At 43.3% G+C, this 21370-nt stretch carries 13 protein-coding genes; 8 read left to right on the top strand and 5 right to left on the bottom strand.

The features are described 5' to 3' along the window. Positions 1–132 precede the first annotated feature (132 nt). Positions 133–1962 (top strand): SUMF1/EgtB/PvdO family nonheme iron enzyme, encoded by a 1830-nt coding sequence (locus ACED28_RS13010; protein ID WP_371710007.1) that lies wholly within the window; start codon positions 133–135, stop codon positions 1960–1962. A 376-nt stretch (positions 1963–2338) separates the two neighbouring features. Continuing rightward, a complete protein-coding gene (locus ACED28_RS13005) occupies positions 2339–3121 on the top strand; it encodes a helix-turn-helix transcriptional regulator (protein ID WP_012600031.1) in 783 nt (260 codons plus the stop codon). 87 nt (positions 3122–3208) lie between these two features. Here the strand turns inward: ACED28_RS13005 and pdxH are convergent, their stop codons facing one another. Then, positions 3209–3844, bottom strand: coding sequence for a pyridoxamine 5'-phosphate oxidase (gene pdxH / locus ACED28_RS13000; RefSeq protein WP_009846006.1), 636 nt, complete (start codon positions 3842–3844; stop codon positions 3209–3211). A gap of 190 nt (positions 3845–4034) precedes the next feature. Here pdxH and ACED28_RS12995 point away from each other — a divergent pair, with 190 nt between their 5' ends. From ACED28_RS12995 to ACED28_RS12970, 6 genes are all read left to right on the top strand, one after another. Continuing rightward, positions 4035–5933 carry an ATP-binding protein gene (locus ACED28_RS12995; protein WP_371701283.1) on the top strand — a complete coding sequence of 633 codons (1899 nt, stop codon included), beginning with the start codon at positions 4035–4037 and terminating at the stop codon, positions 5931–5933. A gap of 100 nt (positions 5934–6033) precedes the next feature. Then, positions 6034–7338, top strand: coding sequence for a sigma-54-dependent transcriptional regulator (locus ACED28_RS12990; protein ID WP_371710022.1), 1305 nt, complete (start codon positions 6034–6036; stop codon positions 7336–7338). Between the two features lie 112 nt (positions 7339–7450). Continuing rightward, positions 7451–8842, top strand: coding sequence for an HlyD family type I secretion periplasmic adaptor subunit (locus ACED28_RS12985; protein WP_009846009.1), 1392 nt, complete (start codon positions 7451–7453; stop codon positions 8840–8842). A gap of 59 nt (positions 8843–8901) precedes the next feature. Continuing rightward, positions 8902–9570: a transglutaminase-like cysteine peptidase gene (locus tag ACED28_RS12980; RefSeq protein ID WP_012600028.1), complete on the top strand. Its 669-nt coding sequence runs from the start codon at positions 8902–8904 to the stop codon at positions 9568–9570. A gap of 5 nt (positions 9571–9575) precedes the next feature. Next, positions 9576–11486 carry a LapD/MoxY N-terminal periplasmic domain-containing protein gene (locus ACED28_RS12975; protein ID WP_009846011.1) on the top strand — a complete coding sequence of 637 codons (1911 nt, stop codon included), beginning with the start codon at positions 9576–9578 and terminating at the stop codon, positions 11484–11486. 17 nt (positions 11487–11503) lie between these two features. Beyond that, entirely contained in the window at positions 11504–13618 is a 2115-nt protein-coding gene (locus ACED28_RS12970; protein ID WP_009846012.1) for a type I secretion system permease/ATPase, read from the top strand. A 148-nt stretch (positions 13619–13766) separates the two neighbouring features. On the opposite strand, the gene ACED28_RS12965 is transcribed toward ACED28_RS12970, so the two are convergent. From ACED28_RS12965 to ACED28_RS12950, 4 genes are all read right to left on the bottom strand, one after another. Continuing rightward, positions 13767–15437: a FapA family protein gene (locus ACED28_RS12965; RefSeq protein WP_017102241.1), complete on the bottom strand. Its 1671-nt coding sequence runs from the start codon at positions 15435–15437 to the stop codon at positions 13767–13769. 530 nt (positions 15438–15967) lie between these two features. Beyond that, positions 15968–18100: a GNAT family N-acetyltransferase gene (locus ACED28_RS12960; RefSeq protein WP_371710006.1), complete on the bottom strand. Its 2133-nt coding sequence runs from the start codon at positions 18098–18100 to the stop codon at positions 15968–15970. Positions 18101–18191: 91 nt separating this feature from the next. Beyond that, the gene (locus ACED28_RS12955; protein WP_009846015.1) at positions 18192–19166 is read right to left on the bottom strand and encodes a ParB/RepB/Spo0J family partition protein; all 975 of its coding nucleotides are present in this window, start codon (positions 19164–19166) and stop codon (positions 18192–18194) included. A 5-nt stretch (positions 19167–19171) separates the two neighbouring features. Then, on the bottom strand, positions 19172–20389 hold the full coding sequence (locus tag ACED28_RS12950) for a ParA family protein (protein ID WP_009846016.1): 1218 nt from the start codon (positions 20387–20389) through the stop codon (positions 19172–19174). Positions 20390–21370 lie beyond the last annotated feature (981 nt).

Raw genomic sequence — 21370 nt, 5'->3', positions numbered from 1 at the left:
ATAGCCGTGCCTATTTCACAAAGCTGAATGAATACTCGCCATCTTGTTGTAGTTATAGAAAGTAGCTTCAAACGAAATGGCGTTTTCGTTAGAATATTCAATTAACCTAAATTACGACTGAAGTAGCCCAACATGCGCCAAGGTTTTCCTACTCTATTATTTGCACTTGCTCCATGCTTAATGACGCCTGCTGTTTTCGCTGAAGCGACATCTCCAGCAATCACGTCATCAGTCATCGACATTGAAAGCTCTCTTTTCGAAGAACATGCCAGTTTAACGGCTATCGAGAAGAAGATGGCGGACAAACAAAATCAAGTCGACAACCAAGCAGAGCAAATGGCACGTCAAGCCAAGTTATTAGCTCAATCAGAGCAAAAACTCGCAACGGCGAAAACTAGCCTAGAGCAAGATTACACTCGCATGATTGATGAGCCAGATTTCGATATCTCACCAGCTCAAAACCGCTTTCAAGATGCCTGGAAATCGGTAAAAGAGCACAAGCTTACGATTTCGGATTCAGAGCAAAAGCTTCAAAGCTTAGTGATGGGACTAGAGGCCATCAAAGCCGAAAAATCGGCTGTAGAAATGTCTATCGCCCATTTGAATCAAGACAAACTAAGAGCAAGAGCTGAGAGATTAAGAAGCGAGGTCACTCAAACACAAGAACATACTGTTAGCTTTACCAACCGCTGTAGCAGCGACATGACGTTAGCTCAATGTTCAGACCAAACGGTGGCTTTGACACTTCAAAAAGCAGTAAAACAATTTCAAAATAGCCTTGTATCCAACGCGACAGAATCAAAAATAGTAAAAGAACACCTAGCGTCTGCATCTTTGAATATTCACGTTCTACAACACAGCGTGAAATCATCTGGCTTCTCCGAAGATAACCGTTACCGAGCAGTGGTTGCTGCGAATTTAGAAACTCGTCCAGATAAGAACACTCCTTGCCGCTTACTTGGCATTCAATCCTCAAACTGTTTCGATCAGAGCGATCTGCAAGCCGATGATCAGCAGAAAGAAGTTGCTTGGGTTAACTTGGTGGTTCGCTCAAATCAATATAATGACAAGGTTTCTATCAATGGTGTGAACTATGGCAGCACACCGGTGGAAGTGATGCTACCGACAGGGCAGCACATGGTTACGATCGAGAAAGAAGGTTACCTTTCTTTCCACCAAGAGCTGAAAATAGCCCGAGATCACAACCTAAGAGCAGTATTACAAGCGAAGCAGAACTCACTGAATGTGGGGACTAAGTTTGCTGACCCAATGGGCAATGGTGCTCAAAGTCCAGAAATGATTGTGGTTGGATCTGGGACTTACCTACTCGGTGAAAATAACGCTGAGCAAGTCACGATCAAACAGCCATTTGCATTAGCGGCAACCCCAACTCGTGTTCAAGACTTTAAAGCATTTGTGAAAAATACGGGTTACCAGACCGACGCAGAGCTGATGAACACTTGTGATACCTTCGTGAATGCAGAAATCACGACTGTGTCAGACAATGACTGGAAAGCTCCTGGTTTCAAGCAAGTCGATAACTCACCCGTTGTATGCGTCAGCCAAAGCGATGCGAAAGCGTACACACGTTGGTTATCTAAAAAAACAGGCTTTACTTACCGCCTACCAACACAACAAGAGTGGGAAGCGGCGGCAAGAGCGGGTCAAGATACCAGCTTCTGGTGGGGCAACAAATTCCGTTCAGGTAGAGCTAATACTGGTTGGTCTGGTACACAGTGGTCAAACGTCAGTACTTCTCCTGTAAAATCATTCTTGCCAACGCCAACGGGTTTCTACGACATGGTAGGTAACGTTTGGGAATGGACTGCAACCCAAAAAGGCATCGCTAAGGGGGGCGCGTGGAGCTTCTCTCCTGAAGAGGCAAAAGTGTTTGCTGAACTGTACGTTTCGCCTTCTACTGCCGCTAACTACTTAGGATTCCGAGTATTACGAGAGCTATAAGCTCTTGGTATTACTCAAAGCCCTCAAATATTTACCTTAGATTCTCCTAGTATCAGGTTGAGTCAGTGTTTATAGGGGAATTCCCTCCTTATATTCGATCTCACCTAGGAGTAAATTCGTCGATAGAGTAGTAAGTCACTCTGGGTATCTATCTGATACCTCAGCTTAATTTACATGACCCTCGTAAATTAAGCTGGAAATCTTCTACGTGTCGACAAGGTATATCTTGTCTTTGGCCAGCCCTTCTTCAGGCTGGCTTTTTTTTGCTTTTTTCTCATCCTTTTTGTTTAGCTATTGATCAATAAAGGCACGCTTAAACAACATGCCGTTCAATCATTAATCACACTCCATTTTTGATGCATAACTCGACTTCCAATTGTCATTGCAGCTCTATAAGAAACTGATATCATTGCAATACTCCCTCTTACGAGATAAAACCTTGCCGGATCCCCTCAACTCCATACATCGTTCTTTATTTGAACAACTTCCAGGTTGCTGGGGGTGCAAAGATACTGACTCTGTCTTCGTGTATGCCAACCTTGCTTACAACCAATTAATTGGCTTAAAACCCAACGAAACTTGTACGGGCTTAACCGATTTCGATATGCCTAGTCAAACAACCGAATGCGCGCAGGATTTCAGGGCTCAAGACAAACATGTAATGGATACACGCAGTACTCTTAAAATCCTCGATATTCACCCTTATCCAGACGGACGCTGGCACGCCCATATTTTTACTAAAACCCCTTGGCTTGATGGGAATGGCGAAGTTCAAGGCACCATTTTTTATGGTCAAGAACTCACCGACACCGCCATCTTAGAGGTAGGCCATTGGGTGTGTCAGGCAACTTGCGAAAAAGACAATCAAGTGTCCATTGCAGGATCAAAGCCACGCATATCAAAGCTCAAAAAGCGACTCACTTCGCGAGAATCAGAAGTGCTGTTCTTGCTGCTATTCGGCAAGAAACCACAGTACATCGCGTCTACGTTGAACATTTCAATCAAAACGGTCGAAGGGCATGTCGCTAGGTTGAAACAGAAATTTGATGCGCGCAGTAAAAGCCAGTTGATTGAGTATGCGTTGGACTCGGGGCTAGGCTCTATGATCCCAGAAACCCTGCTTAAAAAGCAGATCTCCGTTGTTCTGCACAGTGATTAGATATTGGTTTGATGAGATGCAGACAAAAAAATACCGTTGATAAGTCTAATCAACGGTATTTTTGGATCAGTTAAGCAGTTAAGAAAATTAAGGTGCTAGGCGGTCGATATCCCAACGGCTATCTTGGCGTGAGAACAAGAAGCGATCATGCAAGCGGTGCTCTCCACCTTGCCAAAACTCAATGCTATCCACACGCACACGGAAGCCACCCCAGAAAGAAGGCACAGGAATCTCTCCTTTCGCGAACTTCTGTTTAAGCTCTAGATATTTGCCTTCTAAAATCCCACGAGCAGAGATACGGCTACTTTGCTTACTTGCAATTGCGGCCAATTGGCTCTCTTTTGGTCGTGACGAGAAGTACTTCATATTTTCCATTGCTGTCAGTTTTTCAGCCGTGCCCGTAATATGAACTTGTCGCTCAAGAGGGTGCCAAGGGAAATGCAAACTGATTTTGCTATTGTGCTCTAGCTGATGCGCTTTACGGCTACCTAAGTTGGTGTAAAAAACGAAGCCGTCTTTATCAACATTCTTTAGCAGAACAATTCGCTGGAATGGCTGACCATTTTCATCAACCGTAGCAACTGTCATGGCAGTAGGGTCCGTCAACTTAGCTTCAATAGCTTGCTCTAGCCATAGATTGAATTGCTCAATCGGGTCTGCGGCTAAGTCTTTACGTCTCAATCCACCCTTAGCGTATTCGCGACGAATATCGGTCAGTTCCATTTGGTTGCTCCTTTCAATTTTTTTTGATTTTGCGCTGTAATCCTTTGAAACACAAGTCTAAGCCATGGTTTTGTCTCACAGAAGGTGCTCTGTGTTAACAAGATCTCGGTACTCTATCCATCATATTGATAATCTTTATACAAACCGATGACATGCTGAGATCCTAGTGACTAAGATACTGCTTAACATAATGACTCCCTTCGTTTTATTCTCATTGTTATTGGGGGCTATTGGGCTGAGCGCGACTCATTTTTTGGCAGTACAATTTCAAGAAAAAGTGGTCACTCAAAAGCTCAACGAAGCAGCCAATAAAGCGAACCTACAAATCGACTCTGAACTGGATAAATTCAAACAGATCCCTGATTTGCTCAGCCATGACCCACGTCTGCTCTCTTATTTTGACTCATCACCACAAACAGACAAGATTTCCGCTGCGCAGCTCAATCAATTGCTATTTGAATGGTCTAATCAAAGCCAAGCTGACACCATCTATATTCATGACCCGAGCGGTACTGTGGTCGCTTCCAGTAATTACCAGAAGCTCGGTACTTTCGTGGGTGAGAACTTCTCGTTTCGTCCTTATTTTGCGTCCGCGATTGAAGGTAACAGCACACACTATGTCGCACTGGGGGCTCGCTCCAACGTACGCGGTTACTTTTTGTCTTCGCCCCTGTATATAGAAAATGACATTGTTGGGGTTATCACCGTTAAAGTGAGCCTAGAGAACCTTGAAAACATCCTAACCAGCGATGATTTTGAGATTGTGGTACTCGACTCTAACCAAGTGGTCTTTCTCTCGAGCCAAACTCAGTGGCTTTATCACTCGTTGTTGCCGTTAAGCCAGAAGCAACAAACCGATATCGCCCTGCAACGCCAATACGGTCAAAGCGAAATTTCGATCATAGAAGCTTTTCGCTCTTCCAACTATCAACCACAAGTTAACGACGCTAATCAGCCCAACAACATTCAACCAAATCGAGTACAAAAAGAACTCACGGCAAACCGATTGTTTAAACTTGGGCCGTTCAATCTTTACCCCGCAACCTTCAGTAACAATCAGTACCAAGTTGTCGCATTAAAAAAGGCCGAAGCAGAGCTTATTAAAGTGCTGCAGATCGATGTCATCTTCGTGGTGATTTACAGCTTGGTGATGCTCATCGCGTGGTCGTGGCGACAGACTTACGTCGCGAAAGTGGCGCTAACCCGGCTCAACCAAAACCTAGAACAAACCGTTGATAAACGTACTCACTATTTGAAGAAATCCAATCAACAACTTCAGCAAACCATTTTTCAATACCAAGCATCGCAGTTAAAGCTGAAGCAGACAGAACAAGAGCTGACCCAAACAGCAAAATTAGCGGTACTCGGAGAGCTGTCAGCCAGCATTAACCACGAAATCAACCAACCGCTTGCAGCGCTTCGAACCTACAGTGAGAACAGCTTAAAGCTGCTAGAAATGGAACGGACAGATTTAGTGAAGAGTAATCTTGAGAAAATGATTGGCCTCAACAACACCATTACCGACATCATAGCGCGACTCAAAGTCTTTACTCGCAAGGTCACTAAACAAGAACATCATGTCGCGAACCTGCACCAAGCGGTCAACAACGCCACCAGTATTCTCAGTGCGCTGATGATCAAGCAAGGCATTACACTAAGACTAAGCACGGTGCCAAATCACATTAATATTGCCATTCATCCAACCGAACTCGAGCAAGTACTGGTGAATCTAATTCACAACGCTACCCAAGCGCTTCAACAACACGTTCTTGAACAGAAAATCTTGCAGGAGCAACAAAACCTGGAAAACGTTGACCAACCGGCCAGTCCACAGATAGGCATCGAATGGCAACTGCATCATAACTCTTGTCAGCTGATCATTTGGGACAACGGAATTGGCATGCCGGACGATAAGCTAGAACAGCTTTTCAACCCGTTTTTTACCACTAAACCGGAAGGCTTAGGGCTAGGGCTTTCAATATCGAAACGGATTATTGAAGCTTATCACGGCACGATCAGCGCCAACCGATTAGAGCCTTCAGGCATGGTATTCTCGCTAAGCATCCCGTTATATAACGATAAGGGCTAACGTGCCGTTGTTATCGTTGATTAGAAAATGAATTTTACATACTGCTAATTTCACACATAGTTAACCTCACATACTGTTAAGGATTCGACTTTTGCACCCTCTGCCTAAACTCTATTTTGTCGATGATGAACCCGCCATTCGAGACTCCGTAGAACAAGCCATGCTCATTGAAGGCATCGATATTGCCTGCTTCCCCAATGCCATTGAGGCACTAAAGAGAATAGATGTGACGCAAGCTGGGATTGTCATTACCGATATTCACATGCCAGTGATGGATGGCATTCAATTGACACAAAAGCTGCTGAATCAAAACCCTCATTTTCAGATCATCGTGCTGACAGGCCATGGGGACGTGCAAACAGCCGTATCCGCAATGAAAGCTGGCGCTTATGATTTTTTGGAAAAACCGTTTGTGGTCGATGCCCTGCTGACCGCAGTAAAAAAAGCATCGGATAAGCTCGCTTTGGTTGAAGAGAATAATCTATTACGTAAAGAGTTGGCGGTACAGAATCAGGTGGGTCCAAAGTTGATTGGTCAATCGCCATCAATGCAGACATTACGCCGAGAACTGATCTCTCTAGATACCAAAACTAACCCACTTCTACTGTTCGTCGGCGATTTAGGAACGGGTAAAAGGGTCACGGCGCAGTACACGCACGATCTTCACAGCCATCCAGCCGCAGAGCTTTGCCCTGTTGCCGCGTTTAATTTACCGCGCAATGATGAAACGACATTTCATCAGTTTGTTTTACAACTGTTCTCGAAGCATCAAGGTGGAACGCTCTATATACACGAGACAGAAGCATTAACTCAGGAACAATGGTGCTGGTTAGTGAACCTGAAACCCACTCTACTTCGTGAAAACTCATGCAAGACAAATGCAACTTGTATCAGCTTAGCAACCACAATACTTCCTACTACAATGGTAAGTGAGTTCCGTCGATTTGATTTGCTACCGCTAGCGCAAAGAACAGAAGATATTGGTTCTTTGTTTAAACATTTTGCTCGTGGTGCGGCAAGTCGATATCAGTTACCCCCTCCGGTGATTACAGAAAAAGAGGTTCAACGATTGATCGCCACTCACTGGAGTGAAAATATTCGACAGCTTCGCCAACATGCAGAGCTCAGAGTGTTGACTAAACCCAAGCTTGCATCGCTTGAACCAGAGCCTAACCATAATCAAGAACAAAGCGATAAGAACCACATAGTTCTAAAGACAGAAGAGCAACAACTGTCATTAAGCCAACGAACCGATAGCTTTGAGCAAATCATCTTGATAGAGGCACTACATCGTCATCAAGGGCGCTTAAAAGAGGTACAGCAAGAGCTGCAAGTATCGCGAAAAACGCTTTATGACAAGCTGAGAAAGCACCAACTTGATAAAACAGATTTCAAAAAACAATAAGAGTTAAAAAATATATAAATTCAAAGATTTAAAGGAGCAAAGCCTTAACATTTATCAAAAGTAAGAATACACTCACAAAGCTTGCACTTTTATTTAGCGAACAAGGACTGTTATGAGTCAGAAAAATTTCAGCAAATTGAACGAGACCGAACTTGAGTATGTCGATGACAAAACAGCGGCACTGCTCCTCAATACGCCCACCAGTGCGCGTATTATGTTGTGGGTTATCGTTCTGTTTTTTGTCGCTGCTATTGGTTGGTCTGCTTGGGCTGAAATCGACAAAGTGACTGTTGGCCAAGGCAAGGTGATCCCTTCCTCTCAGATTCAGGTGGTGCAAAACCTTGAAGGTGGTTTGGTTAAAGAAATTTTAGTCAAAGAAGGGCAACGAGTTCAAAAAGGGCAACAATTACTATTAATAGATGACACTCGATTCCGCTCTGACTTTCGTGAACGTGAGCAACAAGTTGCGAACTTAACGGCTAATGTACTCATGCTGTCCGCCTCACTGACCAGTGTGGTTATCAATGAAGAATTCTCAGTAAAAGAGTGGAAAAAAAGTGTCTTACTCGATTATGGTAAACTCGCCTTCCCACCACTATTCTACGACCTTCACCCCAAATTGGTTAATCGCCAAAAAGCAGAATATCGTCAAGATCTGAATAACCTGAAGAACCAACTTTCCGTTTTTGATCAACAGGTTGGACAGAAGCAACAAGACCTAGTTGAAATAAAAGCGCGTGTTCAGAATTTAAGACAGAGTTACAACTTTGCCCGCCAAGAGCTGGATATTACCAAGCCTCTTGCTGATGAAGGGGTGGTGCCAAAAATTGAACTGCTCAAGCTGCAAAGACAAGTTAACGACACTCGTCGAGAAATGACCTCTAGCGAACTCAAAATCCCTCTTCTACGTTCAGCAATCAAAGAAGCAATGCTCAGTCGTATCGATGCTGCATTGAACTTCCGATCAGAACAACAAGAGAAGCTAAACCAAGCACAAGATAAGCTCTCTGCAATGACGGAATCAGCGGTTGGCCTTGAAGACAGAGTTAATCGTACTGTAGTAGTTTCTCCAGTAACAGGAACCGTCAAAACGCTTGGTATTAATACCGTAGGCGGTGTTATCCAACCGGGTATGGACATTGTTGAGATTGTACCAACTGAAGATTCCCTATTAGTTGAGGCGAAAATTGCTCCACAAGATATCGCATTCCTCCGTCCAGAATTGAGCGCTGTGGTTAAATTCAGTGCCTATGACTTTACTAAATACGGTGGTTTAGTAGGTGTGTTAGAACACATCAGTGCTGACACCACTCAAGATGAAGAAGGTAACAGTTTTTACATCGTGCGTGTTCGTACCGAGAAGTACAGTTTTGGGGCTAATGAAGAGCTGCCTATCATTCCCGGTATGACCGCTTCTGTCGATATCATTACGGGTAAAAGAACCGTGCTTGAATATATGTTGAAGCCAATTTTGAGTGCTCAAAACAACGCACTAAAAGAGTAAGGACGGTTAATGCTTGAGAACGTCTTCCTACATGCAGTGAAAAAACAAGAGCAGCGGCAATGAAATCTCGGTTTTCGTTATTGCTACTGTTCCTTACCTCTTTTACTTCCGGAGCACTGAACAAGAGTGACCAAAGGTGGATAGACGCAGTCTCTGTAACCTACGGAGAAAGAGCAGGGAAACGAGTATCGACATGGCGCTCGAATATGACGTCGTACGCAGGGTTAAGTGAAAAAGAAAAACTCGATTCGGTAAACCGGTTCTTCAACCAAATGTACTTTGTCGATGACAGTATACTTTGGGGAAAGAATGACTACTGGGCGACACCGCTGGAATTTTTGGGCAGTAACGCGGGTGACTGTGAAGATTTCACTATCGCAAAATACTTCTCTTTACTTGAACTCGGCGTCCCAGATAAGAAATTACGATTAGTGTATGTAAAAGCACTTGAGTTAAACCAATTCCATATGGTGTTGGCTTACTACTCTACACCCAGTGCAGAACCACTAATTTTAGACAACTTAAACCCTGAAATAAAACGCGGCTCCAAGCGCAGAGATCTACGACCGATATACAGCTTCAATGGTAAAAACCTATGGTTAATCAAGTCGGCGGCAGGCAGCGGCAAGTTATCAGGAAAATCTTCAAGATTGAGCTTATGGAACGACTTACGTTCGCGTGAGCGCTCTCTAAAATTAAACAAACCCATTATCAATTACGATGAGTAGGTACAATGACTTTATATAAACAGCTTGTGGTCGGAATGGTTGCGGTTTTCATATTACTGATGACCTCAGTTTTTATGATCGAATTCAATACCACCCGTGACTACTTAGAAGAGCAGCAACGCTCTGAAGTAAATAATACCATTAATACTGTTGGACTGGCGCTCGCCCCTTACCTCGAAGAAAAGGATCAAGTGGCTGTAGAGTCTGTTATCAACGCACTGTTTGATGGTAGTTCTTACTCTGTCGTACGATTGATTTTTTTAGACACAGGAGATGATATTCTTCGTTCATACCCTGTGAAACCAAGTGGTGTCCCACAATGGTTTACCAACCTGAATTTGTTTAAACCGATTCATGATCGCCGCGTGATTACTAGTGGTTGGATGCAACTTGCTGAAGTTGAGATAGTGAGCCACCCAGGCCCAGCCTATACTCAGCTTTGGGAGGCATTTACACGGCTAGTGACCTTCTTTGGAGCGATTTTCTTACTGGGTTTGATCTCGATTTCATGGATACTCCAACGAGCACTACGTCCGCTGTCATTAATCATAAAAAAAATGGATCAAATCGCCAAAAATCAGTTCGGTGAGCCTCTGGTTCGCCCTAAAACAAAAGACCTCATCTTAGTCGTCGACGGTATTAACCACATGTCGACTCAAGTTGAACTTGCATTTAAGAGCCAAGCACAAGAAGCGCAACGACTTCGTGAACGCGCGTATATCGATCCTGTATCTCAGTTAGGTAACCGTGCTTACTACATGTCTCAACTAACTCAGTGGTTAGAAGAGTCTAGTTTAGGTGGTCTGGCGGTGCTAAAAGCCGAATTTATTAGTGAAGAATATGATGACAAAGGCTATCAAGAAGGCGATGCCTTAGTTCACCAATTAGCTGAACAGCTACAGGCTTCTATTTCATCTCCAGATATTACTATCGCTCGTATTTCTAGTGATGAGTTTGGCTTCATTATGCCGAACATTGATGAAAATGAACTGAAACTCGTCGCGAGCAGCATCGTAAACTGCATTCAAAATCTAGGTTCAGATCCAACAGGTATGGCAAATCCACACATAGCTCTCGGTGTGACATACAGCAAGAAACGTAAAACCAGTACTGAAATCATGTCTTTGGTCGATAACGCACTGTCTAGCGCGAAAGCTAACCGTGAGCTCGCTTACGGTTACGTAACTGCTGACGACCATGGCGCTGTAATGGGTAAACAGCAATGGCGCATGTTGGTCGAAGAAGCAATCATCAATGACCTAGTAACTTTCCGCTTCCAAGCTGCAAATAATAGTTTTGGCAAAACCTATCACCAAGAAGTGTTCTCTGCGATTGAGAAAGAGGGGGTTCGTTACGGTGCCAACCAATACTTATACGCATTAGAACAGCTTGAAATGAGCCACATCCTCGATCAATACGTTATCGAGAAGATGATTGATAAACTGAATGCAAAAGAGCTTACTAGCCCCGTTGCTATCAATATCTCGCCAAGCAGTATTTCTCAGCCAAGCTTCATCCGTTGGATCGGAAAGTCTCTTGAGAAAAATGCGTCAATCGCTCATCTGTTGCATTTTGAAATTCCAGAAAACTGTTTCGTCAATGTTCCTCACTACACAGCACTATTGTGTAACACCATTCGCAACGCTGATGCGGTGTTTGGTGTTGATAACTATGGACGCAACTTCCAATCGCTCGATTATATCAACGAGTACCGCCCTAGCTATGTGAAGCTGGATTACCTATTTACTCATAACCTTGATGACGAAAAACAGAAATTTACGTTAACGTCTATCTCAAGAACGGCTCATAACCTTGGTGTGACGACTATTGCGTCACGAATTGAAACTCAGACTCAGTTAGATATTTTGTCTGATAACTACGTAGAAGTGTTCCAAGGCTTCATTGTTGATAAATAGTTGTAAGGTTATATCGCATGCAAGATCCACTATTAAACTCACTGATCTACGTTAGTCGGTATTACGGGTTAGCTAACTCGCCCGAAGCGTTGATCAATGGGCTACCACTCTCAGATGGAAAGCTAACCCCTTTCCTTTTCCCTCGCTCTGCAGAGCGTGCGGGGTTAGTGGCCAAAGAAAACCGTTCCGATCTAGAAAACATCCCTCACTTAATTCTGCCAGCCGTATTGTTACTCAAGCAAGGTGAGGCTTGCGTTCTTAATAGTATCGATATTGAGAAGCAAGAAGCCGAAATCATCACAACGGAAAGTGGGATGATGCCAATCGTCATCCCAATAGAAGAGTTAAAAGAGCAATTCATCGGCCGTTACTTCTTAGTAAAAAAACAATTCCGTTATGATGAACGCTCGCCAGAAATTTTAAAAACGCGCGAAGGTCACTGGTTTTGGAGCACAATTTGGCAATCTAAAAAAATCTATCGAGATGTGCTGATCGCATCAATTCTAATCAACCTTTTCGCTATTGCAGCTCCAATGTTTACTCGTTTGGTGTACGACAAAGTGGTACCAAACCTTGCGTTTGAGACGCTATGGGTACTCGCGAGTGGTATTTTTGTCGTCTTCCTCTTTGACTTGCTTTTAAAGTTAATGCGAAGCTACTTTATTGACGTTGCGGGTAAGAAATCCGATATCCTGATTTCATCTAAGTTGTTCAGTAAGGTGCTCGGGATTCGCATGGAAGCGAAGCCTGCTTCTGTCGGTGCTTTTGCTAAAAATCTGCAAGAATTCGAGTCAATCCGTGAGTTCTTTACTTCGGCAACAATAGGCTCATTAATCGATTTGCCATTCGCTCTTATGTTCCTGGCGTTAATTTGGTTAATGGCTGGCAACCTTGTGTTTGTTCCTGTCGTTGGCGTGGTAATACTGATCATCTATGCGTTGTTAATACAAGGCCCGCTGCGTCGTACCATTGAAGAAGGCTCTCGCCTTGCTTCTCAGAAGTACGCAAACTTAATTGAGAGTTTAGCGGGGCTAGAAACCGTTAAGCTATTCAGCGCTCAAAGCCAGTTCCAATTCCGCTGGGAAGAAGCTGTTGCGCACATGGCGAACTGGAATATCAAGAGTCGTCGTATTACCGATAGCATCCAAAATACTGCTGGCTTTGTTCAACAAAGTACCAATGTGGGAATGATTATTTTTGGTGTGTACCTAATGGCAGAAGGCACTCTTACAATGGGTGGCTTGATTGCCGCTACTATGTTGAGTGGTAGAGCAATTGGTCCTCTTGTCCAGTTATCATTGCTTTCTACGCGTTATAACCAAGCGAAGTCATCAATGACCTTGATTGAACAAGTCATGTCGATGCCCAGTGAACAAGAGGAAGGTAAGCGATACATCCACCGTCCGATTATTCAAGGGCATATCGCGCTTGATAAAGTAACATTCCATTACCCTGATTCGCCAATCGCGTCTATAAGAGACCTGACTCTTAATATTAGTCCAGGTGAAAAGGTCGCGATTATTGGGCGAATTGGTTCAGGTAAAAGCACACTTGAACGCCTGATTATGGGCCTGTATAAGCCCACAGAAGGTCATGTACGCATTGATGACACCGATATGGAACAACTTCACCATGTCGACGTACGACGCAATATAGGCTGTGTGCCGCAGGACAGTAATCTATTCTATGGCACGGTAAGAGACAACATTACCTTGGGACGCCCGTTGGTTGACGATCGTGATGTCATGGATGCAGCCAACCGTGCAGGTGTTACCGCTTTTACTCAGCAAGATCCCGCAGGCTTAGAACGCCAAGTCGGTGAAGGTGGTGGTTTACTCTCAGGAGGTCAACGTCAGTCGATAGCCATAGCTAGAGCCTTCCTAGGGCGCCCTCCTGTATTGTTGATGGACGAACCTACCAGTGCTATGGATAACCGTTCAGAGATGCACATTAAGCATCAGCTGAGCCAGCTGTTACCTAGTGAGACTTTGATTCTTATCACCCACAAAACGTCGATGTTGGATATCGTGGATAGAGTGATTGTGATGGAGAAAGGCAGCATTATTGCCGACGGACCAAAATCACAAGTTCTGTCAGACTTGAAGCAAGGAAAGGTAAAAGCGGCAAGTTAAAGCGCTCATGTGACTTAAAGAATCGAACTAAGTCAATATCAGCAAAAGCAAAGGGGGAGCATCAGCTCCCCCTTTCTTATTTGGTCTAATGAGCAGAAAACTGCTCGAACCGCTCTATTTAGTATTGGGCAATTTCAGAGTCGCTCAATTACAATGAGATATCTTCTTTCTCCATTTTGAAAGAACATTGAATTTCATATTGATTGAACGAGAAAACACTGCCGCCGTGCGTTCGCTTAGTCGTCACCATCTCATCACCAAACAAAACAGATACACGGGTGTACACTTTCTCGTGCGCCTCTACTGTGCACTCGGCAAGGTTTGTCTCAAATTCAGCTTCGAGTGTATCCAACTGCGATTTAGTCTTCTCTATCGCTTGATTGTTTTTTTCTCGTTGCTGCTCAATCTCCAACGCTTGCTCTTCGCTTCTTTCCGCTTTTGGTCGCTTCTTAAATTCGAGTTCTTGACGGATGACGTCCATGGTTTGTTCTTGAGCGTGCTTATAAATCTCCTTCAATTGAGCTATCTTTTTTTGATATCCCTCGAAGCGAGCAAAGCCATGAACCTTAGTTGCTGTATCCCCTTCAACGCCTAAGAAAACACATTCCACTTTACCGCCGACTTTAGCTTCACCGCCACTAAGTGTGCCATGCTTCTTAAAGGTATCCATCACAATGAGGTTGTTGCCACAACGAATGTCGTTACTCATGCTATGTAGATTGAGTAGAATGTCATTGCCGGTTTGCAGTTCAGTATTCTGTGCGTAGCTTGCTGTGATAGAGCCTTTGCTAAGTACCTTACAGCTTTTTGGCTCATCCTCTTTGGTCGTATGACCAATAATTCCTTTCGCGACTTTTATATCCCCCTGAGCCTGAACTTCTGCAGATTCAATAAAGCCACCAACAGTAATGCTTCCGGTCGCCTTCACTATCATTCCAGGTTCTATATTCCCAGAGACAAACACATTACCTTTGAATTTAACGTGCCCAGTAGATACGTCGACATTGCTAACACATAAGGCGTCATCCACTTCGATACTTCGCTCTTTAATAATGGGCAGACCAGAGGATGAAGAAAGTAATAAATTAGGGTCGTCAGGGGAAATGTGGGTTCCTTTTCCTGGCTTAATCAAACTGTCTTGGCCCGGAAGGGGTGGGATAATTCGACCTTGGACGGTAAAGCCCGCAATACCCTTGGTGGCAGGAGTTCGTTTCATTAGCGGGTCATTCTGACCAACGGTAATGGTTTCGCCGAGATCTCGCATATCGATCTTACCGGCGTCTTTACTGCGAGGCTTTAATACTTGATGAGTAATATCTTCAACCAATGCTGAAAACTTAGCATCTTTACCCTTCACAGCTGGAGAACCTTTGGCAACGGGCTGAGTAAATTTTTCACCCGGCTTTAGCTTGCTGCTCATCATCAATACTTTTCTAAGTGCTAGCTTATTAATTCCTTTCGTTATGTGAGCCTGAGCCAAGCAATGAATGATATCGCTGCCACGTAATGCCTGCCCATTATATGCCCCAGTTACAACAAGACTTGCGAGCATCTCATCATCAGACAGTTCAACCGTAACACTGGAATTACGAACTTCAGCAATCAATATTCCTTGATAAGCTTCTCCCTTACCTTCTTTAGCAAGAGTGACAAAACGCAGTATCTCTTCTTCGAAAATAAAATAGTTTGATGCGTTCAAAGCTTCTAAGGTTGTTGGTAATGTCTTATTGTCAAAGCTTGCGTTGACCACAAACCCAGACGGCAGACATGCCATCACTTGCTTCCTATCTTCCGACAATGTAACGATGCTATCCCACATTCGAATTGTGTACCCTTAATAACTCTGTTGTTATGCAGTCTATATAATTCGCTCAGTGCTTAGAATCACTACAGTAGAATAATCAGCGTCACATCACTTACTTTCGATGTTGCAAAGGGACTCATAAATAAGACTGACCGATTCTAATCTCTTCTTCACCTTTACAAAAAAGATTCTTTCACGATTTTTCAAACTATGAATATTGGGTACGAGCATAAGATCGCAATACAGCGACGGATCTTCATCACCAAACGATTCGGGGTGAATTGATGTGATAATATGAAATTATACCTTCCAAACAACGGCGATGATTAGATCGGTAGAATTGAGATAGGAAATGAGCGCCATGATGGACATGTTCAACAAATTGAGAAATTGCATAAAGATTGGATAATTGAAATCACATAGGTCATTACATACCGCGGTTCAGTTTACAGTGTAAATCCGGCCTTCTAATTTACACTGTAAATCTAATTAACAGCTCGACATATGCTCTGTCGTTCCAAATTTAGTGACGATCGTTGACCTACTTATTTACAGTGTAAATTTAATAGTAGAGTACCGACATCTTTCCTAAACTGTAGCTCAGCTTGTTTTCGTCCGACTAGATTAAACTGTTCGACACAAGTCCCCCACTCTTTCTGCTGCACGACTTTCGCGATAAGTAAGTCTGGAACAACGAAACCTGTATCGATTATAGCGTCAGATTCAGTTATGTGCGCTTGATGACCATTACTTTGGAGAATCAAATTCAGGACACTGAAACCAATGCTGTCGTAACTATTACCACCATCGACATAATTCCTGAGGAGTTGGATTTCAGACTCTGCCATAGATTCCGCTTGCCTTGGTAATAATGCGCGCACCATATCAACCTCGAGAGAAGCCAAAGAACCAGAAGTGAGAAAACAGAAACTACGTTCAAAGTGACTTATCAGATTGTAGACCCAATTCTGTGCGCTTTTATTAAGTGGCTTAACCATCAATACCGAGTGACAGCCGCTTGCTTGATCGCGCTGGTGGCCAATGTGCACAGGTACAAAATCGTTATCGCGCCAGAATGAAATCAATTCACTGGTCGCGCCAAAGCTCGTTGCTAAGTAATCCGCCTGATTAGTTTGCTTTGACAACTGCCCCAACATCCAGCGACCAATCCCCGAACCTTGATGACGTGTTGAAACGGCAATACGCATAACTCGAAGGCAACGACTGAGCGCCGCTTGCGTACAACCCAGTTGGTTTGCGAGTAACACTGGAGCTAGGTGACCTTGAGGTCTTCGTTTTCCAAGTTGAATCTGAGCAATCAGATCGCTATCCAACCGACCTTCTTCAGTTACCAACATACAACCTAAACATTCGTTTTTCTGCCAAGCAGCGTACAAACGGATTGCTGGATTGTTGAGAAACTGCATTAGATCGTTTGGTGACGTTTGATAATGAGCGCCAACAAGAAGAGAAAAGCATTGCTGTAGCGGCTCCGGGTTCGCCAAGCATTCTGCCTTTGATAACTCGACCAAGCTCAGTTGGTTGATTGCCAGATCAGAAAAGCTATCTAACTCATGAATCACCGAGTCACTTAGCGACGCGTCGTTACCAAGCAAGAAGCAATCAAACAACCAACGCTCTAGTGGATCATTGCGATTCCAACGAATGGGCTGATCGAGCTTAAAACCTTTCCACCCCGGGCGATGCTCTGAAAGCCAAGACTCGAACTTAAGTCCAAACCCTCTCCCACTCCCCTCGTATCCGTGAACGGTGGTTGAAAAAACCATACGATGATAAATGCCAACCATAGATTTGAGCATCGGGATTGGAATTGCAGCCGCTTCATCGACTAATAGCAAATCACAATCAGGCTTAGACTTAAGTAATTCATCTGGTGCTACGAATCTTAAACTTCCGCTTTGATAGCAAATGTAAGTAGCGTTGACCACTTCACAGTCTTCTAGGCGTTGACTCGCGTGGGAAAATACAGGCTCGATTGCTTTCACTGAAGGCGCTGTCACGATGATATTTAATCCATGACGCTCAACTAAAAGCTGAGCAGCGGCAATACCCAATGTAGAGCTTTTACCACGCCCTCTATCTGCCGTGAGAACTAAAGGACGTTTACGATGCCCAGACACCACTTTTTTAACCAACTCAACGGCCAGATTTTGCTGTTCAAATTTGTCCAAACTGTTTTCAAAGTCTTGCTTCAGAGGAAGTGCTTTAGTCGCTTGAACAACATCGTCTGTTTCGTTATGTTGTGAAACCGAAATGAGCTTATTGAAATTCCTCTTTAACCAACGTTGGCCAAAGCTCTCATTTTCTTCAGAGTCATCAACTTTTGGCGGCAACACCAACAACAGCCCACCACCGATTAACGAACCTAGTGCAGCGCTAAAACCATTCGCATCAAACTGATCTCTAAAATCACAAACAAGAACTTGGCACTCACGACCAAGCAATTGTTGGCCTTTTTTGACTGGAGCATAAATCACACCTTCAAACGGAGTTCCACCAATCTGGAAAATGCTCGGAGTGTACGAATTTTCAAGGAAGGTTAAAACAGCAGAGTTTTGCCAATCAAAGTCGCCATCAAAGACCACACCGTAACGGTGACCATTGTGTTGGGCAATATTAGAAAGTGTATGCAGAAAAGTATTGGTTGGGTTTGTCATAGTTAGCGTCCAGATTCATCTAAACACAGTTTATCACAGCCAAATAAAAAGCCGCATAAAGCGGCTTTAGAGGAGTAATGAAAGTCGTGACTTAGTCTAACTTAGATTGTACGAATGCTAGGATTTCTTCCATTGTTGTATCATCAACTTTCTTAAGATTTAACGCCAAGTTTGAACCCTTACGGCTATATGACGCTCGACCTTTAATAAGTTCAACTTTTGGAGAAGCTTTCTTCGCGGGTGCTGGTGCTAGTTCGAGCACCCAACCTTCTAAAGTCTCTGTCACGTCTTTTGTTAAACGAGTTACGCCTTGAGCTTCGCTGCGCTGCCACACAAAACCTTCAGAAGCACCACACTTGGTCAGTAATGTTTGTTGCTGCTCACTAGTAAGACCGCTAAATTGTTTGTGTAACTTAACAATAGTCGGACGGCCAAGATCGCTCACATTTGGGTAAGCTTGTAATAATTCAAGTGGTAAAGCGGCCGCTTTCAACGCGCCACTCACCAAAGCTTCACTGCACTGGAACATTTTAGCGAGTGCTTTCTGGTCTTCAGCTTCGCCTTTATCAAGCTTCGCTTGCATCTCCTTCCCCTTCTCATAGAGAGAAAGTGGTTTATGAGCGTTAGCTACATCTGATAAAAACTTAGCATGTTCGCCGTTAATGTTTTCAGCGACATAGATCAAGAACTCTTTGTCAGCCAAAATACATGACATACGACGACGGCTACCATCAAGAACTTCAATCTTGCCGTCTTTGTTCTTACGGCCAACCGCTGGATATTGCTGGCCGCGCTCTTTAAGCGTAGTTAGTACGTCAGAAAGCGCGTGCTCATTCAAGAAAGACTGCTCACGAGCATTCTCTTCAAAAACAACCGTTCGTGTTGCTACATCAGCGGCTGGAATTCGAACCAATTCAAATGAAACTAAATCTTCACCCGCAACAGAAAGCTCAATCACTTGAGCTTGCTCTTTTACCGCAGTTTGAGCTTCTTGTGGCGTAGCTACGCGACGTTTGTTTGCTTTACCAAATAGCTTTGCATTTAAGTCAGATGTTTTAATTGCCATTCTTGTTATCCCTGATTAAGTGAAGGCCAGTTGCTATGTAATACACGCTCTAATTCTAGAGCACTTTTTTGTACTGCGTCTTGAGCCACAGCCAGAGTTTTCTTACCGCCCTCAAAGTCGCTTACCGTCAGATCGAAAACCGTGCTGTAAGTGTCAGCACAAGTTTCAAAGGCGCGGCTTCTTGGAATCGTGGCCATCATTACTTGGTCATTCAACAGGTAGTTCATCTCAGTCAGAACTGATACCTGTTTTTTATTGTCGTCTTCAAACATCGTTGGCATTAGACGAACGAACTCAAGCCCTTTCCAATCGTCCGGGAACATTTCATAAACCGTTGGCAAGTGCTGGAAGAAGTTAACCGTTGAAGCCCAGTCCAAACGCTTGGCTGCACATGGTATTAAAAGTGCGTTCGACGCGTACATTGCATTCCACACTAACGGGTCCACGTGTGGTCCAGTATCAATCATGATCACATCAAAATCATCGGCGATTTTGTCGATAAGCTTTTCTTTCAAAAGACGAACAATATCAAGTGACTGATCTCTAGACAGACTTTGCCATGCTTCAGCGTTAAACATCGCATCTTCTGGGAAGGCTGAAATAGTCTTCAAATTAGGATACTGAGTTGGCAACAGCACGTTCTTACGCAAGAATTCTAGGTCAACATCCTGCTCTTCTGGCACATTATCCAACATGATATCAACTGCAGAATAAATGCTGTCATGCTCTGCACCACTAATTTGTGGGTTTAAGAACAGACGCAAAGAGCCTTGTGGATCCAAGTCAATCAGACAAATACGGTAGCGCTTATCCAAATTTAGAGATAAGCACGCAGCTAAGTGAACTGCCGTCATTGATTTACCCGTACCACCCTTTTGGTTTTGTACGTTGATAATCCATGGTTTGTTGTCAGCATGCTGCTTACGTTGATGGAACTTTGGCACTTCTGCCGCGTCCATCAACATGTGAGCTTCTGTCAATGAAATCGAGTAGTGATTGGCGTTGTTCTTTGTAAACTGATGGCCATCAGCTTCAAGTTTAGTGATCGCTTCATCGAGTTTACGACGCGTTAAACCAGAACGAGTCTCCATCATAGCTTTAGACATTGGAGGGAAATGTTCATCACTTCGCTCTTCCAAAATAATCTCAATTCGGTCAGCCTGAACTTGTTGAGTTTGTTCGGCTAGCTGATAGAGCTTATCAATCGTTTGTTCTCTTTTCATTGCCAGTTTCCGTAATGATTAACTAAGTACAAATTGTACAGCGATTAACAACAAACACAACAAAAACATGAACATGCATTTATGAGTAAACTCACATAAAATAGACAGTGTTTTTACAATTTGATGAAACTTCGTCTCAGAGTAATACTAAAAGTCATCATTTTCATCATGCACAACCATGTTATTTCTAGCTCACATTTAAAATGTTACAGCATCACATATTTACAATGTAAATGATATTATCGCTAAAAATCTGCGGAACGATTGAAACACAACCATAGATTACGGTTGGTGTGATTTGCATTCGAATTTATAGATTTTCAATTCAATAAAAATTAAAAAACGCTCAATGGACAAAAAATTCAAAACAGAAGAGAAGAGGAGGTGCAAAAAAACAACAGAGGATTCTAACCTGAGCGGAAGAATGATCATGGTACATATCCAGTGTAAGATAATTAATAACACCCAATTATGAAGCATGATCAAGGCGTAAACTTAGCAATATTGATCCGAACAACTGCACATTACAAATGATCAAATTACGGAAAAATGATCAAGTAAATATCGTTCCGGAAGCATGTAATTTAAGAGCTAAGTTACGGACAAATGCTTTTGCAATGGGGATTCAACGCCTATAAGGGCTCAATGATTGAAAATTCAATCTACACTGACCGAGAATACGCAAACATGACAATTTCATGATCATGCTTCCAAGTTAACTCCCACCTGCGCTAAATACATCAAAGCTATCCATTTTCAACAGATACAGATTAAATTTTATCCTCAATAGGGCGGGAAGGATAAAAAAGTACCATCACTTGATCATTGTTCCGATAGATTGGCCATCATAAATATCCACATTGATGTGTATGAAGTGACTTAGAAGATGATGTTGACTTCCGAACTGTGGATAAGCTGTATAAGTATAATGATCATGCTTTCAAGCCAATAATGATCATGCTTACAATAACTTAATGATCA

Origin of the sequence: Vibrio sp. 1F253, assembly GCF_041439295.1 — a bacterium.
GTDB lineage: Bacteria > Pseudomonadota > Gammaproteobacteria > Enterobacterales > Vibrionaceae > Vibrio > Vibrio tasmaniensis_A.
Note: the sequence above shows the minus strand (reverse complement) of the source record. Positions and strands in the feature narration are given on the sequence as shown.

Bases quoted from the DNA above. Each gene is read 5' to 3' on its own strand.
- ACED28_RS12995 (WP_371701283.1), top strand. From the start codon at position 4,035: ATGACTCCCTTCGTTTTATTCTCATTGTTATTGGGGGCTATTGGGCTG.
- ACED28_RS12970 (WP_009846012.1), top strand. From the start codon at position 11,504: ATGCAAGATCCACTATTAAACTCACTGATCTACGTTAGTCGGTATTAC.
- ACED28_RS12975 (WP_009846011.1), top strand. From the start codon at position 9,576: ATGACTTTATATAAACAGCTTGTGGTCGGAATGGTTGCGGTTTTCATA.
- ACED28_RS12965 (WP_017102241.1), bottom strand. From the start codon at position 15,437: ATGTGGGATAGCATCGTTACATTGTCGGAAGATAGGAAGCAAGTGATG.
- ACED28_RS12960 (WP_371710006.1), bottom strand. From the start codon at position 18,100: ATGACAAACCCAACCAATACTTTTCTGCATACACTTTCTAATATTGCC.
- ACED28_RS12985 (WP_009846009.1), top strand. From the start codon at position 7,451: ATGAGTCAGAAAAATTTCAGCAAATTGAACGAGACCGAACTTGAGTAT.
- ACED28_RS12955 (WP_009846015.1), bottom strand. From the start codon at position 19,166: ATGGCAATTAAAACATCTGACTTAAATGCAAAGCTATTTGGTAAAGCA.
- ACED28_RS12950 (WP_009846016.1), bottom strand. From the start codon at position 20,389: ATGAAAAGAGAACAAACGATTGATAAGCTCTATCAGCTAGCCGAACAA.
- ACED28_RS12980 (WP_012600028.1), top strand. From the start codon at position 8,902: ATGAAATCTCGGTTTTCGTTATTGCTACTGTTCCTTACCTCTTTTACT.
- pdxH (WP_009846006.1), bottom strand. From the start codon at position 3,844: ATGGAACTGACCGATATTCGTCGCGAATACGCTAAGGGTGGATTGAGA.
- ACED28_RS13010 (WP_371710007.1), top strand. From the start codon at position 133: ATGCGCCAAGGTTTTCCTACTCTATTATTTGCACTTGCTCCATGCTTA.